The sequence below is a fragment of the Gordonia aurantiaca genome (assembly GCF_039939235.1).
GTDB lineage: Bacteria > Actinomycetota > Actinomycetes > Mycobacteriales > Mycobacteriaceae > Gordonia.
This window is the reverse complement of sequence record NZ_JBDUUF010000001.1, coordinates 556,245-571,196: the sequence shown is the minus strand read 5'-3', so window position 1 is coordinate 571,196 and position 14,952 is coordinate 556,245. Positions and strand designations below refer to the sequence as shown.

Below are 14,952 nucleotides of genomic sequence, written 5' to 3'. Positions count from 1 at the left end.
ATCTTCCCGCTCGGCACGCCGCTGCTGCCCGGTGGGGAACTGCCGCTGCGCATCTTCGAGCCGCGCTACCGGCAGATGCTGACCGACCACCTCGACGAGACCGACGGGCGGTCGACCGTGCGCTTCGGCGTCGTGTTGATCGCCCGCGGCTCCGAGGTCGGCGGCGGCGACGTGCGCTGCGATGTCGGCACGATCGCGCACGCCGACATCACCGATCGCCTCCCCGACGGACGAGCCCTGTTGTCCTGCACGGGAACCCAGCGCTTCCGGGTGGTCGAGTGGGTCCCCGACGACCCCTACCCGCGCGCGGTCGTCGATCCCCTACCGGAACATACGCCGTCGGACGCCGACCTCGCCCGGCTCGCGGCCATCGACGAACGGCTCCGCACCGTCATGCGCCGCGTCCTGGAGGCCTCGGGCAAGGACGCCGACGTGGTCTTCGCCGCGCTCGACACGCTCGACGCCGATCCCCTCACCGCCGATCTCTCCCCGATCTACCGCTGGGCCAACCGGCTCGCGATCGAGGCCCACGATCTGCAGCGGCTGCTCGAGGCCGAGACACCCGCCGGCCAGCTCGACGTTCTCGACGACGTGATGGAGGGACTGGAGGCGCGGGCGGCCTTCGGCGGCACCTGAGCGGTCCCCACCCCTGGCGCCCGAGTTAGAACGTGTTCTAGTATTGCGTGTGCCGTAGTTCACACTTGCCTGCCGGCGGCCGAGAATCCGCTGTGTGACCGGGCAAGACCCCGTCCTCCTGAGGAGCACACGCGCAATGACCGAGACCGTGGAGTCCCACACCGCCACCATCGTCGGCGGTGGTGACCGATCCCAGTTGCTCATCGGCGGCCAGTGGGTCGACCCGCATTCGACCGAGACCCTCGAGGTCTTCTCCCCCGCCACCGGCGAACGCGTCGGTTCGGTGCCGCATGCCGATGCCACCGACGTCGACTCCGCGGTGCGCGCCGCCCGCGCGGCCTTCGAGTCCGGGGTGTGGAGCTCGACGCCCCCGGCGCAGCGCGCGGACATCATCGCCAAGGTCGCCGATCTGATCGACGAGCGCGGCGAGGAGATCACCGCCCTGGTGTCGGCCGAGATGGGCGCCCCGCCGAGCGCGATCAGCACCCTGCAGCAGCTCCCGGGCACCGGCGTGCTGCGCGCCTACGCCAACGCGGCGCGCGACTACGCGTGGGAGGAGTACCGGACCGGCCTGTTCGGCACCACCCGAATCACCCGTGAGCCGGTCGGCGTCGTCGGCGCGATCTGCGCGTGGAACGTCCCGCTGTTCATCACGTGCAACAAGATGGGCGCCGCACTCGCCGCCGGTTGTTCGGTGGTCCTCAAGCCCGCTCCGGAGACCCCGCTGACCGGCAACTACGTGGCCCAGCTGTTCATCGAGGCCGGTGTGCCGCCGGAGGCCATCTCCGTGGTGACCGGCGGGACCGAGACGGGCCAGGCCCTGGTCGCGCATCCCGACGTCGACAAGATCACGTTCACCGGTTCGACCGCGGCGGGCAAGGCCATCGGCGCGGCGTGCGCCCAGTCGCTCAAGCGCTGCTCGCTGGAGCTCGGCGGCAAGTCGGCCGCCATCGTGCTCGACGACGTCGACCTCGCCGCGAACGCGTTCATGCTCACCTTCCTCGGCCTGTTCAACACCGGCCAGGCCTGTGTCGCGCAGACGCGCATCCTGGTCCCGCGCAGCCGCCACGACGAGATCGTCGCGGCGATGGTCGAGGCGGCCAAGACGATGAAGGTCGGGCTGCCGTCCGACCCGGAGGCCCAGCTCGGCCCGCTGATCTCCGAGAAGCAGCGTCAGCGCGTGGAGGACTACATCGCGCAGGGCAAGAAGGCCGGGGCCACACCGGTTCTCGAGAGCGAGCGCCCCGCCGGACTGGAGTCGGGATACTTCCTGACCCCGACGATCTTCACCGGTGTCACCAACGACATGACGATCGCCCGCGAGGAGATCTTCGGACCGGTGCTGTCGGTCATCGCCTACGACGACGTCGACGAGGCGATCGCCATCGCCAACGACTCCAGCTACGGTCTCGCCGGCAGCGTCTGGACCAGCGATGTCGAGCGCGGTATCGAGATCTCCACCAAGATCCGCACCGGAACCTTCGGGATCAACTGGTACGCAATCGATCCCGAGTCACCGTTCGGCGGCTACAAGAACTCGGGCATCGGCCGGGAGAACGGCCGCGAGGGCCTCGAGTCGTTCCTCGAGCACAAGTCGACCATGCTGCCGATGGGCTACGAGGTCCAGGGCGACTAGATCTCCCGTCTCTCACAGGGGGTACCGGGGTCGGACGCGTTGCGTCCGGCCCCGGTTCTGTTCCGATCGGGGACGGCAGACCCGCGCCCGCAACGACGACCCGCCGCCCTGCCGAGCTCCGGATGGGCCGCTCAGCGAGCGGAGGCCCCCGCCAGCTCCACCACGCGCGCGTCCCCGACCTCCGATGGCAGCTGATGCGTGACGACCACGACGATCCGGTCGGGACCGAACAGATCGCCCGCGGCCCCGAGGAGTCGCCGGAGCAGCTGGTCGGCGTCGTCGGCCGAGAGATGCTCGGTCGGTTCGTCGAGCAGGACCATGGGTGCGCGATGGAGCAGAGCACGCGCCAGCAACAGTCTCCGGCGCTCACCCCCGCTCACCGCGTCGGCGCCGCCGGAGAGCGTGGTGTCCAGGCCCTTGGGCAGACGCGCCAGCCACGTGTCGAGGCCGACGGTCCGCAACGCGTCGAGGATCTCCTCGTCGCTCACGTCGCCGCGGGCGACGCGCAGGTTCTCGCGCACCGACGTGGAGAAGATGTGCGCCTCCTCCGCGAAATAGCAACCGGCTGCGCGCAGGTCGACCGGGGCGCGCGTCGACACACCGACGCACGCCACCTCGCCCGACACCGGCGGCAGCAGGCCGGCCAGGGTCAGCAGCAGGGTGGATTTGCCGACGCCGCTGGGCCCCACGACCGCCAGCCGCGAACCCGGCCGCAGATCCAGATCGAGCCCGTCGGCCCGCCCCGGAACCTCTCGGCCCGCACGGCCCCAGCGCAACCCCGATGCCGATACCTCGACCGGCGCGCCGTGCACGGGCACGTCATCGGTGTCCGACTCGGTGGCGCCCTGCCGTGCCCCGTCGACCAGCGCCATGACGCGACCCGCGCTCTGGCGGCTCTTCTCGAGCTGCAGGCCCGCCTCGGTGAGCGGAGCCGTGGACTCGAAGGCCGACAACGGCAACAGGATCAGGACGCCGAGGACCATCGGGGTCAGGCCCTCGCCCGACGCGACGTCGGCGAGCGACCCGGTCACCTCGGAGGCGAGCTGGATCGCGATGACGCACGCCGCGATCAGCGACGCCCCCATCGACAGCGGCGTCGCCGCGGCCGCGGCCGCCTCGAGTCGACGTCCCCGGTCGATGGCCGCGAGGTGGCGCCGGTCGGCGTCGACGGCGGTCGACAGGATCTGTTCCCGGCGCCGCGCGACGACGAGTTCCGACGCGTGCCAGAGGGTGGTCGTGGTCGCCTCCGCGGACTCGGCGGCGGCCTGTGCGCCGTCGTGGATCGTGCGGGCCGCACCGCGCGCTGCGAGCCAGGGCGCGACGCCGCCGCTCACGATCAGCGCGAGGGCCAGCACGACGGCCGCGGGCACCGACACCAGCGCCATCACCACCACCGCGGCAACGGCCGTCGTGGCGCCGACCCCGATCGGGATCAGCCCGCGGATGAGCGCGTTGCCGATCTCGTCGATGTCGTCCCCGGTGCGGGTCAACAACTCTCCGCGACGGAGCGTCACCGAGTACGCCGGGTTGCCCCTGGCGAGGGCCTGGTACAACCGCTCCCGCGCCGTCGCCATCGCACGGAGCGCGAGGTCATGGGTGGCCAGTCGCTCGAGGTAGCGCAACAGGCCCCGCGAGATGCCCAGCGCCCGAACCGCGGTGATCGCGACCGACAGGTAGAGCACCGGGGGTTGTTGCCACGCCCGGGTGATCAGCCACGCCGACAGCGCGGCCAGCCCGAGTGCCGACAACGCGCCGCCGACGCCGAGCAGCAACGCCTTGGCGACGGCGCGCCCGCGCAGTCCCAGCAGTCCCAGCGCGCGGATCAACGGGTCGTCGCGCACGACACACCTCCGGTGAAGTCGACGATCTGGTCGGCGAATTCGCGCGCGATGCCGCGGTGCGCCACCACGATGACGGTGTCACCGGCCCGAGCGCGGTCGCGCAGTGCGGAGAGCACAGCCCGCTCGGAATCCTCGTCGAGGTGGGCGGTCGGCTCGTCGAGCAACAACAGCGGCGCCGGCGACGCGAGCACGCGGGTCAGCGCAAGCCGCTGGCGCTGACCGGCCGACAATCCGAATCCGCCTGCGCCGAGCCGGGTGTCGGGCCCCTCCGGCAACTCCCGCACAACGGCGTCGAATCCTGACGCGGCGGAGGCACGTCGGGCCGCCTCCTCGTCGAGGGCGCCGAAGAGCGTCAGGTTCTCCGCCACGGATCCCGGTACGATGACGGGCTGCTGTGGCAGCCACGCGATCTGCTCGTGTAGCGACGCCGGGTCGGCGTGCAGCACCGGCGTGGAGCCGATCAGCACCGAACCGTCGTCGGGCGTGAGCAGCCCCATGATGGCGCCCAGCGTCGTCGACTTGCCCGATCCGTTCGGTCCCGTGAAGACGGTGAGAGCGCCGGCCGGGATCGTCGCCCGCAGGCATTCCGGCGCCCATCCGTCGCGGCCGTGGACCCCGAGGTCGAGAATCGTGACCGGCGCGCCTGCGACGGTGATCCCGCGACCGCCTGCCGCGGCGCCCGGCGCCACCTCACCTGCGGAGTCGATCAGCTCGAACACCTGCTCCGCGGCCGTCAGGCCATCGGTCGAGTTGTGGAACTGGGCGCCGACCCGCCGCAACGGGAGGTACGCCTCGGGAGCGAGGATCAGCGCGAAGACACCCGCGTAGAGCGACATCTCACCGAACACCAGCCGCAGACCGATGCCGACGGCCACCAATGCGACGCACAGGGTCGCGAGCAGCTCGAGCACCGCACCGGACAGGAACGCCACCCGCAGCGACGACATCGTGCTCCGCCGGTGTGCCTCACCGAGTTCGGCCACCTGCACCGCCGGCGCCTGCGCACGGTTCAGCGCGCGCAGTGTCGGCAGTCCCGCGATCAGGTCGAGCAGCTGCGCGGTCAACCGGCTCATCGTCTCCAGCTTGCGGGTGGTGCGATCGCGGGTCATGAGGCCGACCAGCACCATGAAGATCGGGATGAGCGGCAACGTGATCAGGATGATCATCGCCGACGGCCAGTCCGCGAGGGCGATCACCACGACCACCGTCGGGGTGAGGATCACCGCGGCGACCAGGGCCGGGAGGAACCCGGACAGGTACGGCCCCAGCGCATCCAGACCGCGGAGCAGGACCGTGGCAGCGTGGTCCCGCACCCCGAGCAGGGTTCGCGGGGACGTGCGGCGCGGGTCGGTGAGCACGTCGAGCGCCTCGGCCCGCAGTTCCGCGATCGCCCGGGCGGCGGCGCGATGGGAGTAGCGGTCGTGGCCGTAGGCCATCGTCGCCCGAGCTCCCATCGCGACCGCCAGGACCACCAGGTGCGCCCACTGGGCGTCGAAGGACCGCCGGTCCTCCGCCACGATCAGCTCCGACAGGATCGACGCGGCCATCCACGCGGCGACGATGATCGCGACGACCTCGGCCACCGCGAACACCGCCGTGACCGCGACGTACCGCCGGGTGGTCGGTGAGTACCGCAGCAGCCGGGGGTCGACCGGCGGGCGGGCGTTCACTTGCTCGGCACGCGCAGCGAGGGCAGGCCGTGTCCCTCCGGGATCTGCTTGACCGACAACCGCTTACGGAACACCCAGTAGCTCCACGCCTGGTATCCGATGACCACCGGGGCGATGAGGACCGCCGCCCATGTCATGACGGTCAGCGTGTAGCCGCTCGACGAGGTGTTGTCGATGGTGAGGTTCCACGCCTCGTTCAGCGTCGACGGCAGGACGTTCGGGTACAGCACCGCGAACAGTGTCACGACCGTGCCGGCGATGGCGATCGAGGTGAACAGGAAGGCCCACCCCTCCCGGCGCACCTGGGTCGCGCCGACCATGCCGAGCGCCGCGACCGCGGCGACGACCACCGGAATCCACGTCCAGCCGTTGCCGTAGGCGAACTGCGTCCACAGCAGGAACGCCGCCGCGACGCCGAGCGTCGGCCACGCCAGGCGCGACGCGTACCGGGCCGCGTCCTCCTGCAGCACACCGCTGGTCTTCAGCGAGATGAAGACGGCGCCATGGGTGAGGAACGCGAGCAGCGTGGTCGCACCGCCGAGCAGCGCGTACGGGTTCAGCAGGTTGAAGAAGCCACCGGTGTACTGCGCGTCGGCGTCGATCGGCAGGCCGCGCACCACGTTCGCGAACGCGACGCCCCACAGGATCGCGGGGATCCACGAGCCGAGTCCGATGCCGACGTCACACCACATGCGCCAACGCGGATCGTTGATCTTGCCGCGCCACTCGATCGCGCACACACGGGTGATGAGACCGAGCAGGATGAGGAACAACGGCAGGTAGAACGCGGTGAACATCGTTGCGTACCAACCGCCGAACGCCGCGAACAGCGCGCCGCCTGCGGTGAGCAGCCACACCTCGTTGCCGTCCCAGACGGGACCGATGGTGTTGAGCAGCACGCGCCGCCGCTTGTCCGGGTCGGCTTCCGGGTCGTCGGGCGACACCTTGTCGTCGCCGCCGGTGTGGCTCGAGCCGAGGATCGGCATCAGCATGCCGACGCCGAAGTCGAAGCCCTCGAGCACGAAGTACCCGACGAACAGAACCGCGATGATCAGGAACCAGAATTCCGGGAGTCCCATGTCAGTCTCCTCTAGTACGCGAACGAGAGCTGCTTGGGCTCACCGGATTCGGAATCGGAATCGTCGTCGTCATGTCCTGGCGGCCTCGAGTCGTAGCTCGCCGGCCCCTCGATGACGTACCGCCGCTGCAGCATGAACCAGATGACACCGAGCGCGCCGTAGATCAGCGTGAAACCGATGAGGGTGACCCACAGCGTCGGCGGCGTGTGGTTGGACACGCCGTTCTGCACGAGCATGCTGATCCGCAGCGGGTCGAGGTCGTCCTCCCAGTTCGGGGCGACGACCCAGGGCTGCCGCCCCATCTCGGTGAAGATCCAGCCGGAGCTGTTGGCCAGGAACGGGGTCGGGATCATCAGCAGTGCGATGAGGCCGAACCTCCTGGACTCGACCACCCGCTTCTTCCGGGTCAACCACAGACCACCGAGCGCGACCACGACCGAGCCGAGGGCCCAGGTGATCATGGCGCGGAAGCCCCAATAGGTGACGAAGAGGTTGGGCGCGAAGTTCTGGTTCGCCGGCACGTTCGGGTTGTCGGCGAAGGCCTGCGCGTACTGCTCCTGCAGATCCTCGACGCCCTGAAGGGTCGCGTCGAAGCGATGCGTGGCCAGGAACGACAGCATCTTGGGGATCTCGATGATGTGATCGATGTTCTCGCAGTTGTTCTGGCGGCCGATGGACAGCACCGAGAAGCCCGGGCCGGTCTGGGTCTCGCACAGCGACTCCGCCGACGCCATCTTCATCGGCTGCTGCTTGAACATGATCTGCGCCTGGATGTCGCCGGTGACGAACAGCGCGATGCCGGAGACCAGGGTCACCCACAACGCGAACCGGGTGACCGGACGCCAGAGGTCGCGCGCATCCTTCTCGAGATCCTCGGGGGTGGCGTCGATGTGGCTCGGCGAGGTGCTCTCCGGGACGATGCTCGCGTCGCCGGTCTCGAGTGCCTCACGCAGCTTCTTGGCGCGCCAGGCATTCCGGGCCATCCACCAGATGCCGATGGCGGCGACGAAGGTGCCCGCGGTCAGGAACGCGCCGGCGATCACGTGCGGGAAGGCGGCCAGGGTCGTGTTGTTGGTGATGACCGCCCAGAAGTCGTCCATCGCCGGCCGGTTGCGGGCCTCGTCCCACTTGACGCCAACCGGGTGCTGCATCCACGAGTTCGCGGCGATGATGAAGTACGCCGAGGCGTTGACGCCGATGGCCGCCAGCCAGATGCAGGCCAGATGGACCCTGCGCGGCAGGCGATCCCAGCCGAAGATCCAGAGTCCGATGAAGGTCGACTCGAGGAAGAAGGCGACCAGGCCCTCGAGTGCGAGCGGGGCGCCGAAGACGTCCGCGACGAACCGGCTGTACTCGCTCCAGTTCATGCCGAACTGGAACTCCTGGACGATGCCGGTCGCGACGCCGAGCGCGAAGTTGATGAGGAAGAGCTTGCCGAAGAATCGGGTGGCCCGGAGCCATTGCTCGTTGCCGGTGACGTGCCAGACGGTCTGCATCACCGCGATCATCGGCGCCAGACCGATGGTCAGCGGGACGAAGATGAAGTGGTAGACCGTCGTGATCCCGAATTGCCATCTGGAGATGTCCAGAGCATCCATATCTGCCTCGAATCAGGTGACCGGTTGTGCAACCGGCAGGTTCCCAACGCGCCTACTACTTCCGGTAGTAGGCCTCAGGCGCGACGTTACGCCTGGTCACCAACCCTGTTCAAGCGCCAAAGGTCCCGATGAGACGCCGTTTCGGGTGCGTTCCCTCTCACCCGAAACCGGCGTGTGACCCAGGCCCGGGAACAGGCCCGAGTGACCGGGGTCAATTGTCTTCGGCGGCGATGGCGCGATCCACCAAACCGGGAATCCTGGCCAGATCTTTCGGTATCGGCATCACATATCTGTTCAGGTGCGTCACCCGGGCCGCGAGCGTGACGCTGGAGAGCAGCCAGACCGAGTCGGCGGCGACGAGGTCGGCCGGTCGCAGCTGCTCCGCCTTGGTCTTCCACCCCTCCGCCGCGGCTAGGTCGAAGACCGCCCGCACGGTGGTGGATTCGAGGATCCCGATCTCCGGCGGCGGGGTCACGAGGGTGTCGCCGTACACCGCGACCACCGACGAGCGCGGCCCCTCCAGGACCACCCCCTCGCTGCTGACGAAGATGACGTCGTCATACCCCTCCGACGCCGCGTACCGCAGCGCGGCCATGTTGGTCGCATAGCTGAGGGTCTTGGCGCCGAGCAGCTGCCACGGTGCGCGCGCCGACAGGTCGATGGAGAAGCCCCGGTCGAGGGTGATCACCGAGACACCGTTGGCGCGTGCCGACACCACCCGCTCGGGCTGTCCCTCGATCGTGAGGTAGGCCGTGGGCTCGTACCCGTGTTCGCGACCGCGCGTGTAGACCAGTCGCAGCAGCGCCTCGTCGGCGGAACCGTGCTCATCGGTCCAGCACGACACCGCGGTCTCGATCGCCTGCCGCCACACGTCGAGGTCGGGGGCGGGCAGTCCCATCGCGGTCGCACTGCGGCCTAGGCGCTCGAGATGCAGCCGCACGCACCGCGCGCGACCGCCGCGGACCAGCAGCGTCTCGAAGATGCCGTCTCCGCGCACCGCCGCGAGGTCGTCTGCGTGGAGGAACGGGACGTCGGCGTCGTGCCGAGCGCCGTCGAGCGTGACCAGGATGGAATCCGACATGGTCATGAGGTTGCCACGGACCCGCCGCGTTGCGCTGCACACCCCCTCCGACGTGCGGACCCGTAGAATCGACCCGTGAGCCGTTCACCCATCCTGACCAGGTATTCCGAGTCCGGGGCGGTGCCCGGTCCCGGAGGTTTCTCCTCCACCGACACCCCGTGGCACTTCGGCGATCCACTCGGTGAACAGCGTGCCGCGGCCCGCGGGGTGATCGTGGTCGACCGTTCCGACCGGGCCGTCATCGAGCTGTCCGGACAGGAACGGCTGAGCTGGCTGCACACCATCTCCAGCCAGCACGTCGCCGAGCTCCCCGACCGCCGCAGCGCGGAGAACCTCTCCCTCGACGCCAACGGGCGTGTGGAGGAGCACTTCGTCCTCACCGACATCGACGGGGTCACCTGGATCGACACCGAGGGCTCCCGCGGCGAGCCGCTCGTCGGGTTCCTGCAGAAAATGGTCTTCTGGACCAAGGCCGAGCCGGTCGCACGCGAGGACATGAAGGTTTTCACCCTCGTCGGCCCGGGCGCGGTGAGCGGGCCGGTGGCCGGGCTGCTCGAGATCACCGCCGACGCCGAGGTCTACCGGGCCGGCGACCTGCCCGAGACCCACCACGAGGCCGAGCCGCTCGGGTTCTGGCGCCGGATGCCCGCGCTCGGCGAGGACCGCGACCTCCCGGTCGTCGACGTCGTGGTGCCCGAGGGCGATCTGCTGCGGTGGTGGGATGCGCTGACCGAGGCGGGCGCCCGTCCCGCGGGCAGCTGGGCGTACGAGGCCCTGCGCGTCGCCGCACGCCGGCCCCGGCTGGGCGCCGACACCGACGAGCGGACCATCCCCCACGAGGTCGACTGGATCGGCGATCCCACCCTCGAGGGCGCGGTGCACCTCGACAAGGGCTGCTATCGCGGCCAGGAGACGGTGGCGCGCGTCCACAACCTCGGAAAGGCCCCGCGCCGCCTGGTCCTGCTGCATCTGGACGGCAGCTCCGACCGGCGACCCGCGACCGGCGACCCGGTCACCGCCGGCGGACGCACCGTCGGCCGCCTGGGCACCGTCGTCGACCACTACGAGTGGGGTCCCATCGCACTCGCCCTCGTCAAGCGCAACGTCGGTGCGGACATCGAGCTGACGGCCGGAGCCGAAGAGCCGGTGAGCGCCCGGATCGACCCCGACTCGGTCCGCGACGACCACCACGTCCAGCCCGGACGCGCCGCCGTCGAGCGACTGCGCAGCGGCTCGACCCCGGGCGCGTGACCGGTGGGCACCGGAAGCGTGGTGGCCGTGTGCGCGTCCGGCCGGGACGTCGTGCTCGACGGCATCGGTCCGTCTGCGATCGACAAGCGTCCGCTGACCGGTCGCGCCGAGGTCGGGGAGCTCGGACTCGCCGCCGATCACCAGCGCAACCGCAAACACCACGGCGGCGTCGACCAGGCGGTGTACGCCTACGCCGAACCGGAGGCGCGACGCTGGTCGGCCGAGCTCGGGCGTGAGCTTCCTTACGGTTGGTTCGGGGAGAATCTCCGGATCGACGGGATCGACGTCTCCGGCGCCCTCGTCGGCGAGCGGTGGCGGGTCGGAGACGACGGCCTCCTCCTCGAGGTCACCATCCCCCGCGTACCCTGTCGGACCTTCGCGGTCTGGGCGGGTGAGCCGCAATGGGTCAAGAGGTTCTTCCGGCGCGCCGATTTCGGCGCCTACCTGCGTGTTCTCCATCCAGGAACGGTTGCGGCGGGCGACTGGGTCGAGGTGGTCCAACGCCCGGACCACGGCGTGACGGCCCGCCATCTACTCCTCGGAACCGATCCGGACGCCCTGCGCAGTCTGCTCTCCGACGACGATCTGCCGGTCAAGGTCCGCCGCGAGGCGACCAGGATCCTCGCCAAGGCGACGCCCGCCGACGACGCGGCAGGGCAGGGCGCGGCACACAATTCGTAGAGGCGCGCTAGACTGGCAGCACGACAGAATTACTTCAAGAGAACGGGGCCGCCAAACTGTTTGGCCGCCCCGTCATTGTGCGAGGGGGTCCCGTATGGGCCGCGGCCGGGCAAAGGCAAAGCAGACGAAGGTTGCACGTCAGCTGAAGTACTCCACACCGAACACCGATCTGGAACGTCTGCAGCGAGAGCTGTCCGGGCAGAGCAGCTCGGTTGATCGACCGGATCCGGTGGACGAGTGGGCAGACGAGGACGAGTGGCGCCGCGCCTGACGCGCTCCACTCCGGGCGCTGCATCCCCACACAGCGCCCGACCTCTTCCCACGACCTCTCCGCTCAAGCGGACTCGCGGCGACGCGGGTTGATCTTTCCGTACGCGCCGGACGATCGCGACACCGCGATCGTCCGGCGCGCGTCGGGTCGTGGCCGTGGGAAGACGACCTTCCGGATTTCACGAGTACTGGTTTTCACGAGTACGAGCACAACGGCGGGGGACCTTGTCCAGGTCCCCCGCCGTTGTCGTGTGCTCCGATCCGGTGCGGTCCGGCGCGAGCTCAGAAGCGCGGGTGCTCGCCGACCAGCGTAACGCGTGCGGCGGAGGCATCCGGGGCGCGCTTGATGGTGCCCAGGACCCAGTTGTCGACGTGCCGGGCGGTCAGGACGGCCTGCGCACGATCGGTGTCCTCGGGCGCGACGACCGCGACCATGCCGACACCCATGTTGAAAGTGCGCTCCATCTCCACCTGCTCGACGCGACCGCGCTGGGCGATGAGCGCGAAGACCGGCGCCGGGGTCCAGGTGTTGCGTTCCAGCTCCGCGACGAGTCCCTGCGGTATCACGCGGGCCAGGTTCTCGGCCAGTCCGCCGCCGGTGATGTGGGCGAAGGTCCGCACATCCGCCTCGGCGATGAGGGCGAGGCAGTCGCGAGCGTAGATTCGGGTCGGTTCGAGCAGCTCCTCACCCAGGGTGCGGCCGAACTCCTCGACATGGCCGCGCAGATCCATGTGCCCCCACTCGAGCAGGACCTTGCGGGCCAGCGAGTAGCCGTTGGAATGCAGACCCGACGAGCCCATCGCGATCACCACGTCGCCGGCACGGACCCGGTCGGGGGTGAGCACGTCGTCGGCCTCGACGACGCCCACGGCGGTCGCCGACAGGTCGTAGTGGTCGTCCTGCATGAGGCCCGGATGCTCGGCCGTCTCGCCGCCCAGCAGCGCACAACCGGCGTCCACGCAGCCGTCGGCGATACCGGCCACGATCTCGGCGACGGTCTCCGGGACCACCTTGCCCACGGCGATGTAGTCCTGCAGGAACAACGGCTCGGCACCGCACACGACCAGGTCGTCGACGCACATCGCGACGAGGTCGCGACCGACGGTGTCGTGCTTGTCGATCGCCTGGGCGATGGCGAGCTTGGTGCCGACGCCGTCGCTGGCGGCCGCCAGCACCGGCTCCCGGTAGTTGCCCTTCAGCGCGAACAGGCCGGAGAAACCGCCGATCCCGCCGAGGACCTCGGGACGTGACGCCCGCTTCGCGTGCGGAGTGATGAGTTCCACCGCCCGCTCACCGGCGTCGATGTCGACTCCGGCCGCCGCATAGGACGCCGGCGGCGTAGCGCCCGTCGTCTCCTCGGCAGCCGCATCCCGCTCCGTCATCTCCGCAAGCACCCCTTGGTCGAAAAGTCGTTCTCGGCGTGTTCGCCGACGGATCACACGGTACCGGAGTGCACTTTCCCCGGATTCAGGGACGCATGACTGCGCTGACGTTGTCGTTGGGCTTCGTCAGCGGGTCGACCCCGTCCCCGGCGGCCGCGAGCATCTGCTCGAGCACCGCCTTGCCCAGGGAGCTCTCCTTGGGCAGCTCGATCGGATAGTTGCCGTCGAAGCAGGCGGCGCACAGCGACGACGCGGGCTGTTCGGTCGCGGCGATCATCTCGTCGATGCTGATGTAGCCCAGCGAATCGGCGCCGATGGCCTGTCGCACGCCCTCGACCATCCCCTCCTCGGACTCCATGCCGTTGGCGATGAGTTCGGCCGGGGAGGCGAAGTCGATGCCGTAGAAGCAGGGCCAGCGCACCGGGCTCGACGCGATGCGCACATGCACCTCGGCGGCGCCGGCCTCGCGCAGCATGCGGATGAGGGCGCGCTGGGTGTTGCCGCGGACGATCGAGTCGTCCACCACGACGAGCCGCTTGCCGCGGATCACCTCGCGCAGCGGGTTCAGCTTGAGCCGGATGCCGAGCTGGCGGATCGTCTGCGACGGCTGGATGAAGGTGCGACCCACATAGGCGTTCTTCATCAGGCCCTGGCCGTACGGGATGCCCGATTCCTGGGCGAAGCCGACGGCGGCCGGGACACCCGACTCGGGCACCGGGATCACCAGGTCGCCCTCGGCCGGGTGCTCGCGCGCCAGGCGTCGGCCGATGTCGACGCGGGCCGAATGCACCGAACGGCCGTGGATCACCGAGTCGGGACGGGCGAGGTACACGTACTCGAAGACACAGCCGGCCGGCGTCGGTTCGGCGAAGCGCTGGGAGCGCACGCCGTCGGCGTCGATGGCGAGCAGCTCACCGGGCTCGATGTCGCGGACGAAGGAGGCGCCGACGATGTCGAGGGCCGCGGTCTCCGACGCGACGACCCAGCCGCGGTCGAGACGACCGAGCGACAGCGGACGAACCCCGTGGGGATCGCGCGCGGCGTACAGCGTGTGCTCGTCCATGAACGTGAGGCAGAAGGCGCCCTTGAGGGTGGGCAGCAGCTCGAGTGCGGCCTGCTCGATCGAGCTGTCGGCTGCGCCGTGCGCGAGCAGCGCGCCGACGACGTCGGAGTCCGAGGTGGCAGCGGAGCTCTTGATGCCCTTCTCGCGGGCGCGCGCAGCCAGTTCGGCAGTGTTGACGAGGTTGCCGTTGTGCCCGAGCGCGACGCCGGTCCCGGCGTCGGTGGTGCGGAAGATCGGCTGCGAGTTCTCCCAGGTGGTCGACCCGGTCGTCGAGTAACGACAGTGGCCGACGGCGACGTGTCCGTTCATCGCACCCAGCGTCTGCTCGTCGAAGACCTGACTGACCAGGCCCAGGTCCTTGAAGACGACGACCTGGCTGCCGTCACCGACGGCGATGCCCGCCGCCTCCTGACCGCGATGCTGCAGTGCGTAGAGGCCGTAGTAGGTCAGCTTGGCGACGTCCTCCCCCGGTGCCCAGACACCGAACACGCCGCATTCCTCGCGGGGTTCGTTCTCGGATTCGTCCAGCGGCGCCGGCTTCGGCGCGCACCCGCCGGCGGCGCATCCCGCCTGTCCCATGGGAGCGAGCAGGTTCATGTTGGCGATCGAATGATCAGGCATCGACTAGCTCCCCTGGGGCTGCGATCGGATGACACGTCTACGTGCTGGGAGACAAACGCGAGTTTACGTGGCCGTTGCCTCGCATAGCGAATCTTGCAGCGGCGCGCGACGGAGAGTTGTTCCACGTCAGTGCGGATCAGTG

General features: G+C 69.7%; 12 protein-coding genes. 5 read left to right on the top strand and 7 right to left on the bottom strand.

All coding sequences use genetic code 11. The features are described 5' to 3' along the window. Nucleotides 1-636, top strand: coding sequence for an LON peptidase substrate-binding domain-containing protein (locus ABFT43_RS02605; RefSeq protein ID WP_347959252.1), 636 nt, complete (start codon nucleotides 1-3; stop codon nucleotides 634-636). Nucleotides 637-772: 136 nt separating this feature from the next. Then, nucleotides 773-2,272 carry an aldehyde dehydrogenase gene (locus tag ABFT43_RS02600; protein ID WP_347958834.1) on the top strand — a complete coding sequence of 500 codons (1,500 nt, stop codon included), beginning with the start codon at nucleotides 773-775 and terminating at the stop codon, nucleotides 2,270-2,272. 131 nt (nucleotides 2,273-2,403) lie between these two features. Here ABFT43_RS02600 and cydC read toward each other — a convergent pair whose 3' ends face one another. The 5 genes from cydC to ABFT43_RS02575 all read right to left on the bottom strand — a co-directional run bounded on the left by cydC (nucleotide 2,404) and on the right by ABFT43_RS02575 (nucleotide 9,541). Further along, nucleotides 2,404-4,113 carry a thiol reductant ABC exporter subunit CydC gene (gene cydC, locus ABFT43_RS02595; RefSeq protein WP_347958833.1) on the bottom strand — a complete coding sequence of 570 codons (1,710 nt, stop codon included), beginning with the start codon at nucleotides 4,111-4,113 and terminating at the stop codon, nucleotides 2,404-2,406. Then, nucleotides 4,095-5,783: a thiol reductant ABC exporter subunit CydD gene (gene cydD, locus ABFT43_RS02590; protein ID WP_347958832.1), complete on the bottom strand. Its 1,689-nt coding sequence runs from the start codon at nucleotides 5,781-5,783 to the stop codon at nucleotides 4,095-4,097. Before cydD ends, cydC begins: the two co-directional genes overlap by 19 nt. Beyond that, nucleotides 5,780-6,862 (bottom strand): cytochrome d ubiquinol oxidase subunit II, encoded by a 1,083-nt coding sequence (gene cydB / locus ABFT43_RS02585; RefSeq protein WP_347958831.1) that lies wholly within the window; start codon nucleotides 6,860-6,862, stop codon nucleotides 5,780-5,782. The genes cydD and cydB overlap by 4 nt, the downstream gene beginning before the upstream one ends. 11 nt (nucleotides 6,863-6,873) lie before the next feature. Then, complete coding sequence (locus ABFT43_RS02580) at nucleotides 6,874-8,460, bottom strand: cytochrome ubiquinol oxidase subunit I (protein WP_347958830.1); 1,587 nt, start codon at nucleotides 8,458-8,460, stop codon at nucleotides 6,874-6,876. A gap of 211 nt (nucleotides 8,461-8,671) precedes the next feature. Then, the gene (locus ABFT43_RS02575) at nucleotides 8,672-9,541 is read right to left on the bottom strand and encodes an aminodeoxychorismate lyase (RefSeq protein ID WP_347958829.1); all 870 of its coding nucleotides are present in this window, start codon (nucleotides 9,539-9,541) and stop codon (nucleotides 8,672-8,674) included. A gap of 75 nt (nucleotides 9,542-9,616) precedes the next feature. Here ABFT43_RS02575 and ygfZ point away from each other — a divergent pair, with 75 nt between their 5' ends. The 3 genes from ygfZ to ABFT43_RS02560 all read left to right on the top strand — a co-directional run bounded on the left by ygfZ (nucleotide 9,617) and on the right by ABFT43_RS02560 (nucleotide 11,744). Further along, nucleotides 9,617-10,792 carry a CAF17-like 4Fe-4S cluster assembly/insertion protein YgfZ gene (gene ygfZ, locus ABFT43_RS02570; protein ID WP_347958828.1) on the top strand — a complete coding sequence of 392 codons (1,176 nt, stop codon included), beginning with the start codon at nucleotides 9,617-9,619 and terminating at the stop codon, nucleotides 10,790-10,792. A gap of 3 nt (nucleotides 10,793-10,795) precedes the next feature. Further along, nucleotides 10,796-11,473 (top strand): MOSC domain-containing protein, encoded by a 678-nt coding sequence (locus ABFT43_RS02565; protein ID WP_347958827.1) that lies wholly within the window; start codon nucleotides 10,796-10,798, stop codon nucleotides 11,471-11,473. Between the two features lie 94 nt (nucleotides 11,474-11,567). After that, nucleotides 11,568-11,744, top strand: coding sequence for a DUF3073 domain-containing protein (locus ABFT43_RS02560; RefSeq protein WP_347958826.1), 177 nt, complete (start codon nucleotides 11,568-11,570; stop codon nucleotides 11,742-11,744). Nucleotides 11,745-12,025: 281 nt separating this feature from the next. Here the strand turns inward: ABFT43_RS02560 and purM are convergent, their stop codons facing one another. Further along, entirely contained in the window at nucleotides 12,026-13,126 is a 1,101-nt protein-coding gene (gene purM / locus ABFT43_RS02555) for a phosphoribosylformylglycinamidine cyclo-ligase (protein WP_347958825.1), read from the bottom strand. An 85-nt stretch (nucleotides 13,127-13,211) separates the two neighbouring features. After that, nucleotides 13,212-14,810, bottom strand: a complete 1,599-nt coding sequence (gene purF, locus ABFT43_RS02550; RefSeq protein ID WP_347958824.1) for an amidophosphoribosyltransferase — start codon at nucleotides 14,808-14,810, stop codon at nucleotides 13,212-13,214. Nucleotides 14,811-14,952 lie beyond the last annotated feature (142 nt).

Bases quoted from the DNA above. Each gene is read 5' to 3' on its own strand.
- ABFT43_RS02600 (WP_347958834.1), top strand. From the start codon at position 773: ATGACCGAGACCGTGGAGTCCCACACCGCCACCATCGTCGGCGGTGGT.
- cydB (WP_347958831.1), bottom strand. From the start codon at position 6,862: ATGGGACTCCCGGAATTCTGGTTCCTGATCATCGCGGTTCTGTTCGTC.
- ABFT43_RS02580 (WP_347958830.1), bottom strand. From the start codon at position 8,460: ATGGATGCTCTGGACATCTCCAGATGGCAATTCGGGATCACGACGGTC.
- ABFT43_RS02575 (WP_347958829.1), bottom strand. From the start codon at position 9,541: ATGTCGGATTCCATCCTGGTCACGCTCGACGGCGCTCGGCACGACGCC.
- ABFT43_RS02560 (WP_347958826.1), top strand. From the start codon at position 11,568: ATGGGCCGCGGCCGGGCAAAGGCAAAGCAGACGAAGGTTGCACGTCAG.
- purM (WP_347958825.1), bottom strand. From the start codon at position 13,126: ATGACGGAGCGGGATGCGGCTGCCGAGGAGACGACGGGCGCTACGCCG.
- purF (WP_347958824.1), bottom strand. From the start codon at position 14,810: ATGCCTGATCATTCGATCGCCAACATGAACCTGCTCGCTCCCATGGGA.